Annotated in this window: 17 protein-coding genes; 8 read left to right on the top strand and 9 right to left on the bottom strand. The window is 66.1% G+C overall.

Annotated elements, in window-relative coordinates:
- The first annotated feature begins 193 nt into the window (after positions 1-193).
- From ACFOPH_RS22340 to ACFOPH_RS22350, 3 genes are all read left to right on the top strand, one after another.
- The gene (locus ACFOPH_RS22340) at positions 194-1291 is read left to right on the top strand and encodes a LysM peptidoglycan-binding domain-containing protein (RefSeq protein WP_379737319.1); all 1098 of its coding nucleotides are present in this window, start codon (positions 194-196) and stop codon (positions 1289-1291) included.
- 7 nt (positions 1292-1298) lie between these two features.
- The gene (dprA, locus tag ACFOPH_RS22345) at positions 1299-2441 is read left to right on the top strand and encodes a DNA-processing protein DprA (RefSeq protein ID WP_379737321.1); all 1143 of its coding nucleotides are present in this window, start codon (positions 1299-1301) and stop codon (positions 2439-2441) included.
- 174 nt (positions 2442-2615) lie between these two features.
- On the top strand, positions 2616-3080 hold the full coding sequence (locus ACFOPH_RS22350; RefSeq protein ID WP_312548224.1) for a DUF494 family protein: 465 nt from the start codon (positions 2616-2618) through the stop codon (positions 3078-3080).
- A gap of 74 nt (positions 3081-3154) precedes the next feature.
- Here ACFOPH_RS22350 and ACFOPH_RS22355 read toward each other — a convergent pair whose 3' ends face one another.
- Entirely contained in the window at positions 3155-3664 is a 510-nt protein-coding gene (locus ACFOPH_RS22355) for a hypothetical protein (protein ID WP_312548223.1), read from the bottom strand.
- A gap of 366 nt (positions 3665-4030) precedes the next feature.
- Between ACFOPH_RS22355 and ACFOPH_RS22360 the strand changes: the two genes are divergently transcribed.
- The gene (locus ACFOPH_RS22360; protein ID WP_379737323.1) at positions 4031-6664 is read left to right on the top strand and encodes a DNA topoisomerase III; all 2634 of its coding nucleotides are present in this window, start codon (positions 4031-4033) and stop codon (positions 6662-6664) included.
- 101 nt (positions 6665-6765) lie between these two features.
- On the opposite strand, the gene ACFOPH_RS22365 is transcribed toward ACFOPH_RS22360, so the two are convergent.
- The 3 genes from ACFOPH_RS22365 to ACFOPH_RS22375 are packed head-to-tail and all read right to left on the bottom strand — an operon-like array spanning position 6766 to position 11465.
- The gene (locus ACFOPH_RS22365) at positions 6766-6972 is read right to left on the bottom strand and encodes an addiction module protein (protein WP_312548221.1); all 207 of its coding nucleotides are present in this window, start codon (positions 6970-6972) and stop codon (positions 6766-6768) included.
- A gap of 44 nt (positions 6973-7016) precedes the next feature.
- Complete coding sequence (locus ACFOPH_RS22370) at positions 7017-10568, bottom strand: hypothetical protein (protein ID WP_379737325.1); 3552 nt, start codon at positions 10566-10568, stop codon at positions 7017-7019.
- A 3-nt stretch (positions 10569-10571) separates the two neighbouring features.
- Entirely contained in the window at positions 10572-11465 is an 894-nt protein-coding gene (locus ACFOPH_RS22375; protein WP_379737327.1) for an ABC transporter ATP-binding protein, read from the bottom strand.
- A gap of 252 nt (positions 11466-11717) precedes the next feature.
- On the opposite strand from ACFOPH_RS22375, the gene coq7 reads away from it, so the two are divergent.
- Positions 11718-12362: a 2-polyprenyl-3-methyl-6-methoxy-1,4-benzoquinone monooxygenase gene (gene coq7 / locus ACFOPH_RS22380; RefSeq protein WP_312548218.1), complete on the top strand. Its 645-nt coding sequence runs from the start codon at positions 11718-11720 to the stop codon at positions 12360-12362.
- Between the two features lie 219 nt (positions 12363-12581).
- Here coq7 and ACFOPH_RS22385 read toward each other — a convergent pair whose 3' ends face one another.
- From ACFOPH_RS22385 to ACFOPH_RS22400, 4 genes are all read right to left on the bottom strand, one after another.
- Positions 12582-13007, bottom strand: coding sequence for an OsmC family protein (locus tag ACFOPH_RS22385; protein ID WP_379737329.1), 426 nt, complete (start codon positions 13005-13007; stop codon positions 12582-12584).
- Between the two features lie 95 nt (positions 13008-13102).
- Positions 13103-14332, bottom strand: a complete 1230-nt coding sequence (locus ACFOPH_RS22390; RefSeq protein WP_312548216.1) for an ABC transporter permease — start codon at positions 14330-14332, stop codon at positions 13103-13105.
- Positions 14329-15063: an ABC transporter ATP-binding protein gene (locus tag ACFOPH_RS22395; protein WP_312548215.1), complete on the bottom strand. Its 735-nt coding sequence runs from the start codon at positions 15061-15063 to the stop codon at positions 14329-14331. The genes ACFOPH_RS22390 and ACFOPH_RS22395 overlap by 4 nt, the downstream gene beginning before the upstream one ends.
- Before the next feature lie 13 nt (positions 15064-15076).
- Positions 15077-16525: an alpha/beta hydrolase gene (locus ACFOPH_RS22400; RefSeq protein WP_312548213.1), complete on the bottom strand. Its 1449-nt coding sequence runs from the start codon at positions 16523-16525 to the stop codon at positions 15077-15079.
- A 321-nt stretch (positions 16526-16846) separates the two neighbouring features.
- Here ACFOPH_RS22400 and rplM point away from each other — a divergent pair, with 321 nt between their 5' ends.
- Both rplM and rpsI read left to right on the top strand, forming a co-directional pair.
- Complete coding sequence (rplM, locus tag ACFOPH_RS22405) at positions 16847-17275, top strand: 50S ribosomal protein L13 (protein WP_290424888.1); 429 nt, start codon at positions 16847-16849, stop codon at positions 17273-17275.
- Between the two features lie 9 nt (positions 17276-17284).
- Complete coding sequence (gene rpsI / locus ACFOPH_RS22410) at positions 17285-17677, top strand: 30S ribosomal protein S9 (RefSeq protein WP_136223188.1); 393 nt, start codon at positions 17285-17287, stop codon at positions 17675-17677.
- Between the two features lie 23 nt (positions 17678-17700).
- On the opposite strand, the gene ACFOPH_RS22415 is transcribed toward rpsI, so the two are convergent.
- The gene (locus tag ACFOPH_RS22415) at positions 17701-17859 is read right to left on the bottom strand and encodes a hypothetical protein (RefSeq protein WP_379737332.1); all 159 of its coding nucleotides are present in this window, start codon (positions 17857-17859) and stop codon (positions 17701-17703) included.
- A 90-nt stretch (positions 17860-17949) separates the two neighbouring features.
- Between ACFOPH_RS22415 and ACFOPH_RS22420 the strand changes: the two genes are divergently transcribed.
- Positions 17950-18987 carry a patatin-like phospholipase family protein gene (locus ACFOPH_RS22420; protein ID WP_379737334.1) on the top strand — a complete coding sequence of 346 codons (1038 nt, stop codon included), beginning with the start codon at positions 17950-17952 and terminating at the stop codon, positions 18985-18987.
- The last annotated feature ends 27 nt before the right edge of the window (positions 18988-19014 follow it).

Consider the following 19014-nt stretch of genomic DNA (forward strand, 5'->3'; position numbering starts at 1 on the left):
CGGCTGCAGGACGCGGTTTGTCTTGCTAGTTCAAGGATTTGTGTGCAGAATTTGATTCAATTCGGCAACTCTTTGCGATCCGCCTCGCGGTCTGGGAACGTCGATTCGTGCTGTTTCTTGCGCCGCGGCTGGCCGTGGTGACCGGTGCAGCCTGCAATTTCCGTGTCAATGCCGCACTTTACGGACGTCTTCAATGAAAAATTTTAGCACAGTCGTGACCCGCGCTGCTGCCGCGGCCCTCGTCGCGTGTGTCGTAGCCGGCCCCGTCCAGGCCGCCGAATGCGCCTTCAAGCCGAACGCTCCCGACCAGCACCGCGTCGTCAAGGGCGACACCCTGTGGGATATCTCCGGCGCCTTCCTCCAGCACCCCTGGTGCTGGCCCCAGGTCTGGGGCATGAACCGCGACGAGATCCGCAACCCGCACTGGATCTATCCTGGCCAGATCGTGTACTTCGACCGTGTGCGCGGACGTTTGTCCTTGAATAAACCGGGTAGCGGCGACGGCCGCGGCGAGCCGCCCCTGCTGCGCCTGTCGCCCCAGGTGAAGAGCAGCGGCCTGGAGAACGACGCGGTGCAGTCGATTCCCTCCGGCGTGATCGAACCCTACCTGACCCAGCCGCTGGTAATCGAGCAGGGCCAGCTGGCCAATGCGCCGCGCATTGCCGCGTCCGAGGAAAACCACGTCTACCTCGGCGTGGGCGACCGCGTCTACGTGCGCGGCGACCTGCAGGGCGCGACCAGTTTCCAGGTGTTCCGTCCGGGCGGTCCTCTGAAGGATCCGCAGACCGGCGCCGTGCTGGCGCACGAGGCCAGCTACGTCGGCACCGTCACGCTGACGAAACCGGCCGCGCCCGGCGTCGACGTGCACACCTTTACCGTGTCGAGCTCGGTGCGCGAGATGGGCGTGGGCGACCGCCTGGTCCCGGCCCCGCCGCCGGCCGTGCGCAACTACGTGCCGCATGCGCCGCTGCAGCCGATCGACGCGCGCGTGATGTCGATCTATTCCGGCGTGACCTATGCCGGACAGAGCCAGGTCGTCACTGTCAATCGGGGCGCGCTTGACGGGCTCGATGTCGGCTCCGTGCTGCAGCTCTATCATTTCGGGAAGACGGTGCCGGACCCGGAAGGCCGCAAGGGTTTCCTCGGTTTCGGCCGCTCGACGATCAAGCTTCCCGATGAGCAGTATGGCACCCTGTTCATCTTCCGAGTGTTTGGGCGCGTTTCCTACGGCCTGATCATGCAAGTGACGGCGCCGGTGGAAGTCGGCGACGTGGCGAAATCACCGGAGTAAATTCACCGTGCAGGACACGGCCCCCAATCCCGCCAGCGGCAGTGAGCAAGGCATCGACCAACTCCTCGACTGGCTGCGCCTTGAAGGGGCGAGCGGGGTCGGGTGCCGCACCGCGCAATTGCTGCTGCGCCGCTTCGGTTCGCCGCGCGGCATCTTCGAGGCCGGCCATGCGGCACTTGCCGCCCACTTGCCTGTCGCCACGGTGCGCGCCCTGTGCTCGCCGCCTTCTACATCCACCTTGCGGCTGCGCGACGCCGTGCTCGCCTGGCTCGACGATCCCGCGCATGCGCTGCTGGCGCTGGGCGAGCCCGGCTATCCGGCCAGCCTTGCCAACATCCCCGATCCGCCGCTCCTGCTCTATATAAATGGACGCAGCGAATTGCTGACGCGTCCGGCGTTGGCCATCGTCGGCAGCCGCAACGCCACCAGCCAGGGCAAGGCGAACGCCAGGCATTTTGCGGCCAGCCTGTCGCGTGCCGGCGTGTGTGTCGTGTCCGGGCTGGCGCTGGGTATCGATGCCGCCGCGCACGAAGGCGCACTCGAAGGCATGGGCGCGACGATCGCCGTGGTCGGCACCGGCGCCGATCTGTTTTATCCAAGCCGCAACCGCGCCCTGGGCGAACGCATCGCGCAGGAAGGCTGCATCGTCAGCGAGTATCCGCTCGGCACGCCGCCGACGCCGGGCAATTTCCCTCGGCGCAATCGGATCATCAGCGGCTTGTCGGCAGGCGTGCTGGTGGTCGAAGCGGCGGCGCAGTCCGGCTCGCTCATCACGGCGCGCGTGGCGAACGAACAGGGACGCGAGGTGTTCGCCTTGCCCGGCTCGATCCACGCGCCGCTGGCCAAGGGCTGTCACGCCCTGATCCGCGATGGCGCGCGCCTGGTCGAAACGGTCGCCGAGATTCTCGAGGCGATGCGCGTCTCGCCGCTCGCGCCGGATGTGGCAAGCGCGCCACCAAGCGAGACGGCGTGTCTCGGATTGCTCGAGCAGCTGGGCCACGAGCCGGTCGACATCGATACGTTGCTGCTGCGCAGCGGCAGCAGCATCGGCGAGTTGAGCCTGGGCTTGCTGGCGCTGGAAATGGCCGGCATGCTCGAGCGGCTGCCGGGTGGAAAGGTGCAACGCGTATCGTCGATTGCAGCGTGTTGATGACAGCACATTGATTGCCTTGTCGGCTTTGTTCGATGCAGTAGCCGCACAGATAATTACTTACTAGCCTATATGAACCGATAAGGCCGAAAAACGACGAAATACGCATTGCGGATGCTCATGTACGTAGCAAGCTTGTGCCCGTACGAGCTTAGCTGCTACAGTAGCGTCACTATGTTCGACATCCTGGTCTACCTCTACGAGACGTACTATCGTCCCGAAGCCTGCCCCGAGCCGGCTGCATTGGCGCGCAAGCTCTCCGCCGTCGGCTTCGACGACTTCGAGATCTGCGAAGCCATCGATTGGCTCACGGGTCTGAATGAAATGGCCGCCGAAGAGCTGGCCGACGTGGTCGCCTCCACCGGCACCCGTTACTACGTGGACGAGGAGTACAACGAGCTCGGCAGCGCCGCGATCGGCTTCATCCAGTTCCTCGAAAGCGCCAGGCTCATCACGCCAGTGCAGCGCGAGATCATCATCGAACGCGCGCTCGCGGTCGACGAGTCACCGGTTACGCTGAGCAAGCTGAAGATCATCGTCCTCATGCTCATGTGGAGCCAGGGCAAGGAGCCGGACGCGCTGATGTTCGACGACCTGTTCGGTGCCGACGACGAGCAGACGCCGCGCCTGCTGCATTAATTTTTTCCGAGTTAATTGAACGGCCTGCCGCTAACCGGCAGGCCGTTTTCTTTTGCAGCGTTTCCGGGATCGCCTCAACGATTACCCGATCCGCCGCCCGGCTTGCCCTTGCCGACATCCGCCGCCGGCTGGTCCGGCTGGCCTCCCTGCTGCGCGCCGGTCACGCTCGATTGTTGCGATCCCGGTGGACCGCTGGGCGACTCCTGCGAACCGGCGCGCTGGTCCTGCTCGAGGCCGCCGTAACCGGACTGCTGCGACATGCCGAGCCGGTCTTCCTCGGCGCGGGCCTGCATGCGCTGGCCCTTCTGGCGCGCGCTCCAGCCGCCTTGCTGGGCAGCCACGCCGCCACGTCCGCGGTCGGGATGGCCGCCCACCGAGGCCTGGCCAGGATTCAGATTTTCCGACTGCATATTGCCTGAAGGACGCTGGTCGTCGTTCGGCGTCCAGGATTGCGAGTTCGGCGCCGACGAGGCCACGGCGCCGGGCGGCTTGCCCTGTTGGCTGCCCTCGGCCACCGGCACCATTTTTTCGCGTGAGACACTGCGTCCGTGTTCGTTCACCATGCCTTTCTGTTTGTCGCTCATGGTCATTTCCTCCCATCAAACGGCGGCATCAAATCCGCCAACAGGATGATCTTGCGCGCACGGCCGCGCCAGTCCTATCGGAATGGTGTCCGATACCATGTAGGAAAGCGCCCACTTTCACGGAAGAAGGCATTCTTGGCTGCATTGTCAACGCCAGGAAAGGGCCGCGCGTTTTCGGCGCAATGCTGTGCGGCCTTGCACAACAGAGGTGCAGAGTCCACTTGCGAACAGCGCGATAACGCGCTTATCATTGGCCGCTCATTCCAAACTGTTACCACTAAGACATTAAGTAAAAAGCGGGGACGCCGCCAAGCATGTATGATGCGCGAGCCAAACCTCTAATAAATAAGTAAGACGAGAAACTTTATGACCAAAACCCTCATCATCGCCGAGAAGCCCTCCGTCGCGAATGACATCGCCAAGACGCTGGGCGGCTTCACCAAGCACGATGAGTATTTCGAATCCGACGAATACATCCTCTCGTCCGCGGTCGGCCACCTGCTGGAAATCGCGGTGCCGGAAGAATACGACGTCAAGCGCGGCAAGTGGAGCTTCCAGCATTTGCCGGTGATTCCGCCATACTTCGCGCTGAACCCGATCGCCAAGACCGAGTCGCGCCTCAAGGTGCTGAACAAGCTGATCAAGCGCAAGGATGTTTCGACCCTGATCAACGCATGCGACGCGGGCCGCGAAGGTGAACTGATCTTCCGCCTGATCGCGCAGAACGCGAAGGCGAAGCAGCCGGTGAAGCGCCTGTGGCTGCAGTCGATGACCCCGACGGCGATCCGCGAAGGCTTCCGCCAGTTGCGCAGCGACGAAGAGATGCTGCCGCTGGCCGACGCCGCGCGCTGCCGTTCGGAAGCGGACTGGCTGATCGGCATCAACGGCACCCGCGCCATGACCGCTTTCAACTCGAAAGAGGGCGGGTTCTACCTGACGACGGTAGGCCGGGTGCAGACGCCGACCCTGTCGATCGTGGTCGAGCGCGAAGAAAAAATCAAGAAGTTCGTTCCGCGCGACTACTGGGAAGTGCGCGCCGAGTTCGTCTGCGCCGCCGGCATCTACGAAGGACGCTGGCTCGACCAGAAGTTCAAGAAGGACGAGAACGATCCGGAGAAGCGCGCCGAGCGCCTGTGGAGCAAGGCTGCCGCCGAGTCCATCGTTGCCGCCTGCCGCGGCAAGCAGGGCGTCGTCACCGAGGAGTCGAAGCCGACCACCTCGATGGCGCCGGCCCTGTTCGACCTGACCTCGCTGCAGCGCGAGGCCAACGGCCGCTTCGGCTTCTCGGCCAAGAACACCCTCGGCCTGGCCCAGGCCCTGTACGAGAAGCACAAGGTCCTGACCTATCCGCGTACCGATTCGCGCCACCTGCCGGAAGACTACATCGCCACCGTCAAGTCGACGATGGAATCGCTGGCCGAGAACAATAATTACCACCAGTTCGCCAAGCAGATCAGCAAGAACGGCTGGGTCAAGCCGAACAAGCGCATCTTCGACAACACCAAGATCTCGGACCACTTCGCGATCATCCCGACCGGTGTCGCGCCGAAGAACCTGAGCGAACCGGAACAGAAGCTCTACGACCTGGTCACGCGCCGCTTCATGGCCGTGTTCTTCCCGCCGGCCGAGTTCCTGGTCACGACCCGCTTCACCGAAGTGTCGGGCCACCAGTTCAAGACCGAAGGCAAGGTCATGACCAACCCGGGTTGGCTCGCCATCTACGGCAAGGACACGACCGGCGACGACAAGGACGGCGCCACCCTGGTGCCGGTGCAGAAAGGCGAGAAGGTCCTGGCCGACAAGGTGACCCCGAACAGCCTGGTGACGAAACCGCCCGCGCGCTATACCGAAGCGACGCTGCTGTCGGCAATGGAAGGCGCCGGTAAGCTGGTTGACTCCGACGAGCTGCGTGACGCCATGGCCGGCAAGGGTCTTGGAACCCCGGCCACGCGTGCGGCGATCATCGAGGGCCTGCTCACCGAGAAATACCTGGTGCGCGAAGGGCGCGAACTGATCCCGACCGCGAAGGCGTCGCAGCTGATGACCTTGCTGCGCGGCTTGGGCGTGAACGAACTGACGGCGCCGGAACTGACCGGCGAATGGGAATACAAGCTGTCGCAGATGGAGAAGGGCAAGATCTCGCGCGACGAGTTCATGCGTGAGATCGCGCAGATGACCCAGATCATCGTCAAGCGCGCCAAGGAATACGACAACGACACCATTCCGGGCGAATACGCGACCCTGCAGACGCCTTGCCCGAACTGCGCCGGCGTGGTCAAGGAAAACTACCGCCGCTTCGCCTGCACCAAGTGCGACTTCTCGATGAGCAAGACGCCGGGCAGCCGCCAGTTCGAGATCAACGAGGTCGAGGAACTGCTGAAGAACCGCACCATCGGTCCGCTGCAGGGCTTCCGCTCGAAGATGGGCCGTCCGTTCGCGGCGATCCTGCGCATCGTGCGCGACGAGGACATCAACAACTTCAAGCTGGAGTTCGACTTCGGCCAGGACCAGGCCGAGGGCGAAGAGGGAGAAGGCGTCGACTTCACTGGCCAGACCCCGCTCGGCCCGTGCCCGAAGTGCAACGGCGGCGTCTACGAGATGGGCCTGGCCTACGTCTGCGAACACCAGGTCGCCAAGCCGAAGACCTGCGACTTCCGCAGCGGCCGCATCATCCTGCAGCAGGAAATCCTGCCCGAGCAGATGGCCAAGCTGCTGAACGACGGCAAGACCGACCTGCTGCCGGGCTTCATCTCGCAGCGTACGCGCCGTCCGTTCAAGGCCTTCCTGGTGCGCGGCAAGGACGGCAAGATCAGCTTCGAGTTCGAGGAACGCAAGGCCAAGCCGGCCGCCAAGGGCAAGGCTGCGGCGAACGACGACTCGGCGGGCGCCGATGGCGAAGCCGTCGAGACCAAGGTCACCAAGAAGCCGGCCGCCAAGGCCGCGGCCAAGACCGTCGCGGCGAAGAAGCCGGCGGCCAAGCGGGTGGCGGCGAAGAAGTGATGGTGGGTGGGCGGTTTAACCGCCCACGCTACGAAAAAAAACCGCGATCGACAGATCGCGGTTTTTTTATGTCTTGTGCTTCAGCTATATGCGGCGGCGAATTATTCCTGCCAGTCCTGCAGCGCGCGGATCGCCGCTTCGCCGTTGCGGATCGCCTTCACGCGGCGCACCACTTCCATGCGCCAGGCTTCGTCGGCATCCTCGTCGGCGCCATCGACGTCCTTCAGCAGCGTACGCAGCAGCTCGTGCTTTTCCTCGGCGCTGAGCATCTGAATTTTTTCGCGGATCTCGGTGACCATGGTAGACATCGCTCCACCCTCACTAATAGTTTTAGCCGATGATATATCGAGTTTTACCGATTGTCGACTGGAACCATGTTATCTGTGGGTTTCTTGTCTATCAGCTTGTAGTCGGGGTCGATGCCCGCGCGCGCCGGCAGCGCGTCGACCACGAAGCTGACGACCTGCGCACGCTCGCGCACCAGGCGCCGCTCGCGCGCCAGCGGCCTGCCCTCGCTGTCGTCGACGCCGAACTCGATGCTGTCGGCCAGCGGCAGCTCCTGCTCGGTGGGGCCGCCCGCGCGTACCTTGGCCGCGCTGGCGCGCAGCGTCACTTCGTACTTGCCGTCCGGGCGGCGCCGCGCGCTGGCGCTGTCGGCCCGGTTCTCGTACAGCACGATGGCCTCGAACAGGTCGTGCACCAGGTAGGCCTTGTCGGGCGGCGTGACTGCCCGCAGTGCCTCGACCAGCGCGGCCGCATCCGGCGAGTTGTCCTGGCCGCCATGACGGCGCAGGAAGTCGCGCAGCACCGCGTTGACGCGCTCCTCGCCCAACTGGTCCTGCAGCAGGTAGAGCGCCAGCCCTCCCTTGCGCTGCGCCAGCCAGGCATCGTCGCCGGCGCGTACCAGCGGCAGCTCGCGGCCGGTGGCGGTGGCGCGGCCCAGCAGGTAGGCGTTCAGGTCCTGGCGCAGGTAGCGCCGCATCGCGGTCGAGCCCAGGCTGCGGCGCACGGTCATCAGCGCCGTGTACTCGGCCAGGCCGGCGGCCAGCAGGGCGCCGCCGGGCTTGTTCGAGGCGGCCAGCTGCTGGCCCCACCACTGGCGCGCGGTGCTGTAGGCACCCATGTAGAACGGGTAGTCGATCTCGGTGCGCGAGTTCGGCTCGACGCGCGCGATGAAGGCTTCGGTCTCGGGCAGGCTGACCATGCCGGGAAAGGATTGGGCCGCGCCGGCGCCGCGCGGCGTCTCGACCAGGCGCAGGTCGTGCAGGCCGTAGGAACCGAACGCACGGGTGCCGTAGGCGAGGGCGGCGGCGGCGCCGCGCACCAGGCGGTCGACGTTGTCCTCGTGGCCGGGCCGGTAGAAGGCGTCGATGGCGACGTCCTGCCAGCGCTCGTGGCGCACGGCATAGCGCGCCGAAGCGATCGCATAGCGGTCGAGGATGGGCTGCTCGGCGCGGTAGCGGAAGTGGCGGCGCTCCTGCGCGATCCACTCGCGTTCGAGCGCGCCCGGCGCGACCGCGATCTGGTCCACGCTCGTCGTGACCAGCGCCTCGAAGCGGATGCGGGCAGCATCAGTGCCGGCGGCGTCCAGGTGCTGGTCCTGCGCGCGCGGCGCCAGGCCGTGGCGGCGGCGGTCGCGTTCGTCGCGCAGCTCGACCGCCTGCTGGTAGCCAATGCGCGGCAAGGCGTCGTTGGTGAACCAGCTGCCGTTGGCCGCGACCGGGGTGTCGGTGCCCACGCCGAGCAGGCCGCCCGGCGCCGCGCTCAACTGGAATTCGAAAGCGATGCGCGCGCCGGGCGCCAGCGGGGTCGCCAGGCGATAGCGGTAGAAGCCGCGCGCGCGGTCGCCCGTCACCAGGCGCGCCGGCTGCGACAGGCGCGCCGCCAGGTCGAAGCCGGGCTGCTGGTAGACGACCAGGTCGCTGATGGGCGCCGCGCCGCGGTTCTCCAGCTGGTAGCTGCCCGCTACCGCCAGCATGCGCGCCTGCGGATACAGGTCGGCCCGCAGATTCACCGCCGCCAGGCGCGGCTGGGGCAGGTCCTGGAAGCGCCGGTAGCGCAGCTCGTACTCGGCGCGTAGCGCTTCGGCGCTGCGCGTCATCCGGTAGTTGCCGGCCACGTCCAGCTCGTACCAGAGCAGGGCGCCGCTGGCGCCGAACAGAAGCAGGCCGGCGCCAAAGGCCGCCAGCACGCGCGGCGTCAGGTTCTGGCGCGCCAGGCGCAGGCGGCTGGACCATTCCTGGTTGACGCCGCGCGGCCACAGCACCACGGTCAGGGCCAGCAGCATCAGCGCCAAGCCGCCGCCGTACAGTTCCAGCGCGCGCTCGCGCAGCAGCAGGTGGCCGTAGCCGTTCATGGCCGACCAGGGCAGCTCGGGCAGCGCGGTGAACAGCAGCAGCGGGTGGTCCAGGCCCAGGCCCTGGCAGGCGATCATCGCCACGTACAGCGTCACCAGCAGCGCATAGCCGAGCACCTTGCGCCCGCACAGCGCCTGCACCGCCACCGCCAGCACCGCCAGCAGCGCGTACTGGGGCAGCAGGATGGTGAACAGGGTGCGCAGGTAGAGGCCGGTCTCGAGCGCGAAGTAGCCGCGCAACACCTGGTTCAGCATCGCGGTCAGCATCGCCAGCAGCAGCAGCAGCGCCTGCATGCCGACCAATGCCAGCACTTTCGAGACCGGCGCCAGCCAGCCGGGCAGGGGCAGGGCGTCGAACAGCTGGGCGGTGCGGGCGTCGCGCTCGCGCCAGACCAGCTGCGCCGCATAGAAGGTGGTGATCACCAGGACGAACAGCGAATTGGTGTCGCGGATCAGTTCCAGCATCCGCCAGGTGACGGGATAGGTGCTGGCGCCATGCAGCATGCCGAGGTCGAAGCTGCCCAGCACCAGCATGCCCATGCCGGCCAGGGCGATCAGGGCGAAGGGGAGCGTCGCGACCGACTGGCGCCATTGCAGCCAGGTCTGCTTCGCCAGCAGCAGGCCCAGGCTGCGGCGCGCGAAGTCCGGGCGTTCGCGCGTGTTGACGGCCGCCTGCGTCAGCTGCGGCGCCGGCTCGGGCAGGGCGCGCGGCTCGCCGCCGCGCACTTCCGCCAGGGCGCTCAGCTGCAGGCGCCAGTAGCCTAGCAGCAGCACGACCAGGCCGAAGCCGCACCAGATCAGGCGGTTGAGCAGGTAGACGCCTTCCAGCGTCACCTGGCGCGCGTTGCGCTCGGCGATCGGCCAGTATTCGGTGAGCGTGACCAGCGCAGTGGTGGCGAACGGATCGATCAGGGCGGCCGCGGTCTTGTAGTCGAAGTCGCGCGCCAGCGAGGGCGCCACCGTATAGCCGACCAGCAGCACGATGCTGGCCACGTACACCGGCAGCATGCGCCGGGTGAGCGCCGCCAGCACGAAGAAGATCGCGCCGAAGATGAACAGGTTGGGCAGCAGCGTGAACAGCCAGGGCAGCAGGTAGGCGCCGGGGCTGCCTCCGCCCAGGCGGTCGGGATCGATGCCGGGCACCAGGGTGCCGAGCCAGGCGCCCAGCAGGATGCCGGCGAAGATCAGGGCCAGCACGATCCAGGCGCCGAGGAAGCGCCCGAACACGTAGGCGGATTTGCGGATCGGCGCGCTGAAGAAGAAGTGGTGCATCTCGTGCTCGAAGTCCTGCTGCACCGCGCGCCCCATCACGGCGGCCATCACGATCACGCCCAGGCAGCCGAGGAAGGCGGTGGTGAGGGCCACCTGGCGCGGGGCGTCGATCAGCACGCGCGAGCCGAAGGCGACCACCGTGTCCTTGAACACGCCGCCGGCCGCCGCCGTCCACAGCAGGGCCAGGGCGACGAACAGGCCGAAATAGACCCAGGTCGCCAGCTGGCGCAGGCGCTGGCGTATCTCGAAGCGGGCGATCGCGAACAGCGCGGCCATGGATCAGCAGTTCCCCGTTGCGCTGTCGTGGCGGCCGGCGATGGTGGCGAAATACACGTCTTCCAGGCTGGCGTGGGCCGGCTCGAAACCCATGCCGGGATCGTGCTCGGCATACACGTGGATCAGGGTGCGGCCGGCGCGCAGCCGGGTCGAGATCACGGCGTGCTGCTTCTGGAACAGCGGCAGGTCCTGCTTGTCGACGAAGCGCGCCCAGATGCGCTCCTCGATGTCCTCGATCAGGCGCGCCGGCTCGCCGCACAGCAGCACGTGGCCCTTGTGGATGATCGCCATGTTCGAGCACAGGTCGGCCACGTCGGACACGATGTGGGTCGACAGCAGCACCGTCTTGTCGGCGCCGATGTCCGACAGCAGGTTGTGGAAGCGCACCCGCTCCTGCGGATCGAGGCCGGCGGTGGGCTCGTCGACGATGATCAGCTGCGGGTCGCCGATCAGCGCCTGGGCCACGCCGAAGCGCTGGCGCATGCCGCCCGAGAAGGTGCCCAGCTTCTGGTGGCGCACCTCGAACAGGTTGGTTTGCTGGAGCAGGCCGTCGACGACCTCGCGCCGGCGCTGCCGGTTCGCCAGCCCCTTCAGCTGGGCGAAGTGGTCGAGCATCTCGTAGGCCGTCACCTTCGGGTAGACGCCGAAGTCCTGGGGCAGGTAGCCGAGCATGCGCCGCACCTCGTCCTTTTCGTCGAGCACGTCGATGTCGTCGAGGAAGACCGAGCCGCTGTCGCATTCCTGCAGCGTGGCGAGGATGCGCATCAGGGTCGACTTGCCGGCGCCGTTCGGCCCCAGCAGGCCGAACATGCCTTGCGGGATGTTCAGCGTGACCTTGTCCAGGGCCACTACGCCGTTGGCGTAGGTCTTGGACAGATTGCGGATGCGTAATTCCATGCGGACTCCAGGTGGGCTTTGCATGGCGTTCATTTTCATTTCCGCCAAGCCTTTTTGACGCATGCATTGTAGTCAATTACGGCCGAGTCGGGCGGCCCGGTGCGACACACGGCGCGCTGGGTGGGCTGGACTGCAGAAAGGCGGGGGCAGGGCGTGCGAGGGTACACACGCAAGCGGCCGGGGCAGGGCGCGCGGCAAGGCCGGCGGCGGCGGGCATATAATGGCGTTTTCCCCGCGAATAAATCGAATACTATGTTAGCGAACCGTTTTATCAGTCCCCTCGACCAGCTGATCGTCGGCTTCGACAAGGCGCTGCGCGTGGTCGGCGGCGTGGCATCGGCCTCGCGCCCGAACCCGGCGGCGCACGCCGTCGATTGCGAACTCGACGAGCGCGAACAGCGCCACAGCGCCGGCCTGATGCGCGTGAACCACGTCGGCGAAGTCTGCGCCCAGGCGCTGTACGACTCGCAGGCGCGCCACGCGCAATCGCCGGCCATGCGCATGCAGTTCGAGCAGGCCGGACGCGAAGAGGAAGACCACCTGGCCTGGACCGCGCAGCGCCTGTCGGAGCTCGGCTCGCAGCCGAGCGTACTGAATCCGCTGTGGTATGCCGGCGCCTACGCGATGGGCACCGTGGCGGCCAAGCTGGGCGACGCCAACAGCCTGGGCTTCGTCGTCGAGACCGAGCGCCAGGTCGAGGCCCACCTGGACAGCCACCTCGACATGCTGCCGCCGCAGGACGCCAAGTCGCGCGCCATCGTCGACCAGATGCGCGTCGACGAGATCGCCCACGGCGCCGCGGCCCAGAACCTCGGCGCGGCCGAGATGCCGGTGCCGGTCAAGCTGGCGATGAAGGCGTTTGCGAAGGTAATGACGACCACCGCGTATTACGTGTAAGCGTTGGCGCGTCGCTGCGCGATGCGTGGCGGCGCCGTTTGCATGTTGGCTTCGACCGTAGGGTGGGCTCTCGAGCCCACGCGGTACGGCGCTTGCGGGTGTTGCGGCATCCGTGAGATCCGCGTCGTATGCGATCGGCGAGCTTGTTCGGCGAGACTACGCTGTCGGGTGTTCATGAGTACGACCGCGTGGGCACGAGTGCCCACCCTACGAAACCGATCAGGCGGTTTCGACGATCTCGAACGAGTGCGTGATCTCGGCCGTCTTGGCCAGCATGATCGAGGCCGAGCAGTACTTCTCGTGCGACAGCTTCACCGCGCGCTCGACCGCCGCCGGCTTCAGATTCTTCCCGCTCACCGTGAAGTGGAAGTTGATCTTGGTGAACACCTTCGGATCGGTATCGGCGCGCTCGGCCTGCAGCGTGACGTCGCAGCCCTGGACGTCCTCGCGGCTGCGCTTGAGGATCAGGACCACGTCGAACGCGGTGCAGCCGCCGGTGCCGGCCAGCACCAGCTCCATCGGCCGCGCCGCCGTGTTGTGGCCGCCGGCTTCCGGCGCGCCGTCCATCGTCACGGTGTGGCCGGACCCGGTCTCGGCGCGAAAACTCATGCCCGACGGGCCGTTCCAGCTGACTTTGACTTCCATGTGCGTATCTCCGCTGTTTATGCTGACCACATTGTAAGACAGCCCGCCGCGGCATGCCGGGGCGGGCTGTTTTCATTGCGCCATCGCCAAGGGGTTCAGACCGACAGCACGTAACGCTCGCTCTTCATGCGCCAGCTGGCGAAGCCGACGGCGATCGCCGCCGCCAGCGCCGAGGACAGGAAGGTCATCGCCACCGGCCACAGGCCGACCTCGCCGCCCTTGGCCATCTCGCGCAGCAGCGTCTGGTTCGACAGCATCGGCACCATGTACATCCAGTCGGCCGTCTTCAGTTCCATCATCGAGATCACGACCCCCGGCACCAGCGGCACCAGCATCGCGATGCTCAGCACGCTCTGCGCTTCCTTGAACGATTTCGCGTTCATCGCCAGCGCGATCTGCAGGCCGGCCGCGAACAGGCACAGCGGGATCGAGGCGAAGCAGACCAGCGCCAGGTGGCCCCAGGTCAGGGCCCAGGACATGCCGATTTCCTCCAACGGCATCCAGGACAGGATGGCATGCGCCAGCGCCAGTTCCAGCGTGACGCCGGCGATGGCCAGCACGCCGGCGGTGAGCCACTTGCCGGTCACCAGTTCCCAGGCGCGCGCCGGTTGCGCCATCAGCACTTCCATCGAACGCCGTTCGCGCTCGCCGGCGGTGATGTCGACCGCGGTCGACATCCCGCAGATAAAGGCGGGAAGGAACAGGATGCCGAGGATGCTGCCGATGAAGCCGGCCGAGCGCGAGGCGTTGGTGCCAGTGTCGAAACGCTGCACCTGGATCGGCGCCAGCGTCGCCGGCGACACGCCGTGCGCCAGCAGGCGCGCGCTGGCGACGTTGGCGCCATATGCCTCGAGTACTTCCTCGACCTCGCGCCGCTGGGTGTAGTTTTCGTCGGCCGAGTCGAACCACAGCTCGACCCGCGCCGGGCGCATCGCGGCGTAGTTCTCGGTGAACTTGTCGGACAGGCGCAGCACCACCGGATACTTCTCCGAGCGCAGCAGCTCGCCGATCGCCTCTTCGTCGAGCGGCTTGGTATCGACGACGGTGACGTTGCGCTGCTTGAGCTGGGCCATCAGGGTCGGCGCCAGGCCGGCGCCGATCACGGCGACCCGGACGCCGTCGCGCTCCGGCTTGGTGGCGCGGTCGATGGTCTTGTGCAGCAGGAAGCCCAGCATCAGCGGGTACATGAAGGTGAACAGCGCGAGCAGGCCCAGGGTGCGCTTGTCGCGCAGGGTCTCGCGCAGTTCCTTGATCAGGACAACCAGGAATTTTGGCTTTAGATTCGTTGGCTTTACATTCGTCGGCTTTACATTCGTCGGCTTCATGCGGCGATTCCTTCCTCGGTGCCGACCAGGCTGACGAAGGCGTCTTCCAGGCTGGCGATGCCGGTGCGCCGGCACAGTTCTTCGGGCGAGCCCTGGGCCACGGTATGGCCCTTGGCGATGACGATCACGTCGTCGCACAGGTGGGTCACTTCCTGCATCACGTGGGTAGCCATGATCACGCAGCAGCCATCCTTGCGCAGCGCGGTGAGCGCGTGGCGCAGCGCGCGCGTGGCCATCACGTCCAGGCCGCGGCTCGGTTCGTCGAGCAGCAGGTGGCGCGGCCGGTGCAGCAGGGTGCGCGCCAGCGCCACCTTGATGCGCTGGCCTTGCGAAAAGCCCTTGGCGCGGCGCTCGAGGATGTCGTCCATCGCCAGCAGTTCCGAGACTTCGTCGATGCGATCGTGCAGGGCGGGGCCGCCCATGCCGTTCAGCTCACCGAAATAGGCCAGGTATTCGCGCGTGGACAGGCGCTCGTAGAGCCCGAACTGGTCGGTCAGGAAGCCGATGTTGCGGCGCACCGCCAGCGGGTCCCGTTCCGGATCGACACCGTCGATCGAGATGGAACCGTGGTCGCGTCTGAGCAGGCCGATCAGGGTGCGCAGCAGGGTGGTCTTGCCGGCGCCGTTGGGGCCGAGGAGGGCGGTGATCTGGCCGTCGCGCGCGGAAAAGCTCACGCCGCCGAGCGCCTGCACCTCGCCGAACTGTTTGCGTACGTCTTTTACTTCGATCATGGGGAAACTCGATTCAGGGTTGCGGCCCGGCGCTGCCGAGCTGGAAGGTCGGGGCCGGGATCTCGGCCAGGCAGCTGGCGTCGAGCTTCGCGGTGGGCTTGTCGAGGAATTCGCGCAGCAGGCGCGGCGCGCAGCCGAGCTGCGAGACGCCATGGCCGGCGTTCTCCACCACCAAATGGCGCGCATTGTTGAAATAACGTGCCGCCGCCTCGGCGCGCCGAGGGGGCGTCACTGGGTCGAGCGCGCCCGACAGCAGCAGGGCCGGCGCGGCGATCCTGCTCGGGGCCGTATAAGGAACGGCCGGCACCTTCATGTCCTTGCACAGGCCCGGGATGCGCTCGGCCATCGGACGCGTGAGCAGGGCATTGTCTTCCTTGATCAGTTCCGGGGTCATGCGCGGCACGTCCTCGGCGCAGACCACCGCCAGGTGCAGCAGCATCGCGCTCGAGCCGTCGCTGGCGAAATCGCTGGCGATGTTGTGGCGCGCGACGAAGGGTTCCCAGCGGCCGTTGTAGGCGCTGTGCAGCAGGAAGGGCAGGCGGCGCGCGTCGGCCGGCGAATACAGGATGTTGTGGACCGTGCCGAGGAAGCGCTGGCCGGTCATGGTGAAGGTGACCGGCGCCGCGGTGCGCGGGTCGGCGATCGAGAGCTTGATGCCGGCTTCGGTGCGTTTCACCAGTGCGTCGAATTCGGCGCGCAGTGTCGGATACGCCTTGTTGCAGGCGGCATCCCTGGCGCATTGGTCGAACAGCTTGTCGAGCGCGGCATTGCCGTCGCGCCCGCCCGCCGGAATCACCTGGTCGGGCGCGGCGACGCCGTCCAGCACCAGCGTGCGCACGCTGTCGGGGAAGGCGCGCGCATAGGCCTGGCCGAGGCGGGTGCCGTAGGAGCCGCCCCAGACGTTGACCTTGCCGTAGCCGAGCGCCTTGCGCACCTGTTCCAGGTCGCGCGCGGCGGCAGCCGTGGTGTAGGCGCCGAAGGGCGCGCGGCTGTTCGCGATGCAGGACCGGACCTCGGCTTCGAGCTCGGCGTCGCTCATGGTCTCGTGTTCGGGACGGCTTTCGCAATCGAGCTTGCCGGACAGGCCGGTCCCGCGCTGGTCGATGAAGACGATGTCACGGGTGGCGCGCACGCGCTTGAAGGCGGCCGAGAGCAGGGGCAGCACATCGCTGCCGGCCTGGCCGGGACCGCCGGCCAGCACGAACAAGGGGTCGTTGCGGGCGGCCTCGCGGAAGGCCGGCGCCACCGTCACGTGGACCTTGGTGCCGGGGCCGTTCGGTTTGGCGTAATCGAGCGGGACGGGAATCGCCAGGCAACGCAGCGTCTCCTCGGTACCGGGCAGGTGGCAGTTGCGCGTGGCCGCTTTCGCAGCGGCCGGCGCGGCCTGGGTCGCGCTGGAAAGGAGCAGCGCACACAGGGGTAGCAGGATGGAACGCATCTTCACTTTGGATCGAATCTTCACTTCAGCTCCTCAGACAATTGATCCATACTAATTTGGCATCAATTCGCCGGTCAACCCGAAAGTTTCATTTAAGAACACTTTTGCATGCATACATCCTCGTCGAGTCTAGTTGCCATGAGGAATGTGAGCTTGTGCAAGCTCACCATGGCGAGGCCTGGATGGGCATGGATGCGACAGCGACAGAAGGTCGCCTTGACGCGGCTGTGCAAAGCACGGTATGATCGTCGGCTTTCCATTTGCTCTGGAAAAGACAATAAGGCAGAGTCCGCAGTAACCCTTGCGGAACCACCATTTGAGCAATTTACCTATTAGGAAGTCAACATGAAAACTTTTTCCGCTAAGGGCCATGAAGTCCAGCGCGACTGGTTTGTGATTGACGCGACGGACTTGGTCCTCGGACGTGTTGCCAGCGAAGTGGCACTCCGACTGCGCGGCAAACACAAGCCGGAATTCACTCCGCACGTCGATACCGGTGACTACATCGTCGTCATCAACGCAGGCAAGCTGCGCGTGACCGGCACCAAGGCCACCGCCAAGACCTACTACCGTCACTCGGGCTACCCGGGCGGTATCTACGAAACCAACTTCCTGAAAATGCAACAGCGCTTCCCGGGCCGTGCCCTGGAAAAGGCTGTCAAAGGCATGCTGCCGAAGGGCCCGCTGGGCTACGCCATGATCAAGAAGCTGAAAGTGTACGCGGAAGGCACCCACCCGCACGCAGCACAGCAACCCCAAGCACTGACCCTCTAAGGAACTGACATGATCGGTAACTACAACTACGGCACTGGCCGTCGCAAGAGTGCAGTCGCTCGCGTGTTCATCAAAGCTGGCACCGGCCAGATCATCGTGAACGGCAAGCCGGCTGCGGATTACTTCTCGCGCGAAACCGGCCTGATGGTCATCCGTCAGCCGCTGGAACTGACCGGCAACGTCGAGCGTTTCGACATCAAGGTCAACGTGCACGGCGGTGGTGAATCGGGCCAGGCTGGCGCGGTTCGTCACGGCATCACCCGCGCACTGATCGACTACGACGCAGGCCTGAAGGGCGACCTGGCACGTGCCGGTTTCGTCACCCGTGACGCCCGTGAAGTCGAGCGTAAGAAAGTCGGCCTGCGTAAAGCACGTCGCGCAAAGCAGTTCTCGAAGCGTTAATCGCTCCGGCAGCCTTCTGGCTGCTACTGCTGGACAAGAAGCCGCCTTCGGGCGGCTTTTTTATTTCCGGCATCTTTTGTATCGACATGGCGGTAACCGTTGTTGCGGCGCTTCGCCAACTGCAGGCCGCACCCCTCGTCATGGCGCAGCGAGCGCACCGCAGTCATCATGAACGGCAACATGGTTCATGCGGCCACGAGCGTTCGCTAGCGCACGGCCGGGCTTCCTTGCGGCTGCTAGCCTGAGTGGTCGGCAATTCGCAGGAGATGCACATGTCTGGTAAAAGGATCAGTCTTGGATTGCAGGGCGGCGGCGCCCTTGTCGCCTTCGGTTGGGGCGTACTCGATCGCCTGCTGGCCGACGAGCGCATCGAAATCGTCGCGATCAGCGGCACCAGCGCCGGTTCGGTGAACGCGGCGGCGCTGGCGGACGGCTATGCCTTGGGTGGCGGGCGCGAGGGCGCGCGTGCGGCCCTGCTGCGCTTCTGGCAGGGCTTGAGCGCGGCTTCGCTGTTCAGTCCGGTCAAGCGCACGCCGCTCGACTACGCCAGCGGCGACTGGACCCTGCGCAATTCTCCCGGCTACCAGCTGATGCAGCTGGTCGGCGGCGTGCTGGCGCCGCCCAGTTCGCCGATGAGCATGAACCCGATGCTGCCGCTGCTCGCCGGACTCATCGATTTCGAACGCGTGCGCCAGTGCCGCGAGATCGCGCTGTTCGTGCCGGTGACGAACGTGCGCACCGGGCGCGGCCGCATTTTCGCTCGCGAGCAGCTGGACGCGCGCACGATCGCCGCCTCGGCCTGCCTGCCGCACGTGTTCGCGCCGGTCGTCATCGACGGCGAAGCCTATTGGGACGGCAGTTTTGTCGGCAACCCTTCGCTCTCGCCGCTGGTCGACCTGGGCGCGCGCGACATCGTGATCGTCCAGAACAACCCGGTCGCGCGCGGCGGCCTGCCGATGACCCTGAGCGACATCCACAGCCGCGCCAGCGAGATCGCCTTCAACATCAGCTTCGTGCGCGAAGTCAGCGCGATCCAGCACCTGGGTGGCCTGGTCGATGCCGAAGAGAGCGAGACGGTGCACCCGGTCGCGGTGCGCCTGCACATGATCAGCGGGAACGACGAGTTGCAGCGCCTCGACCTGTCGACCAAATACAATACCGAGTGGGCCTTCCTGCTGCACCTGCGCGACCTCGGGATCGCGACGGCGCAGCGCTGGCTCGACGCGCACTTCGACCAGGTCGGCGTACGGTCGACGCTCGATCCGGTGCCGGTGTACGAGCCGGAACGCATGACAAATGCCGCCGCCTGAGCCGCGGCGGCCAGGAAGCCCACCGTG

Source organism: Massilia haematophila, from assembly GCF_042647645.1.
GTDB classification, from domain to species: domain Bacteria; phylum Pseudomonadota; class Gammaproteobacteria; order Burkholderiales; family Burkholderiaceae_D; genus Telluria; species Telluria haematophila.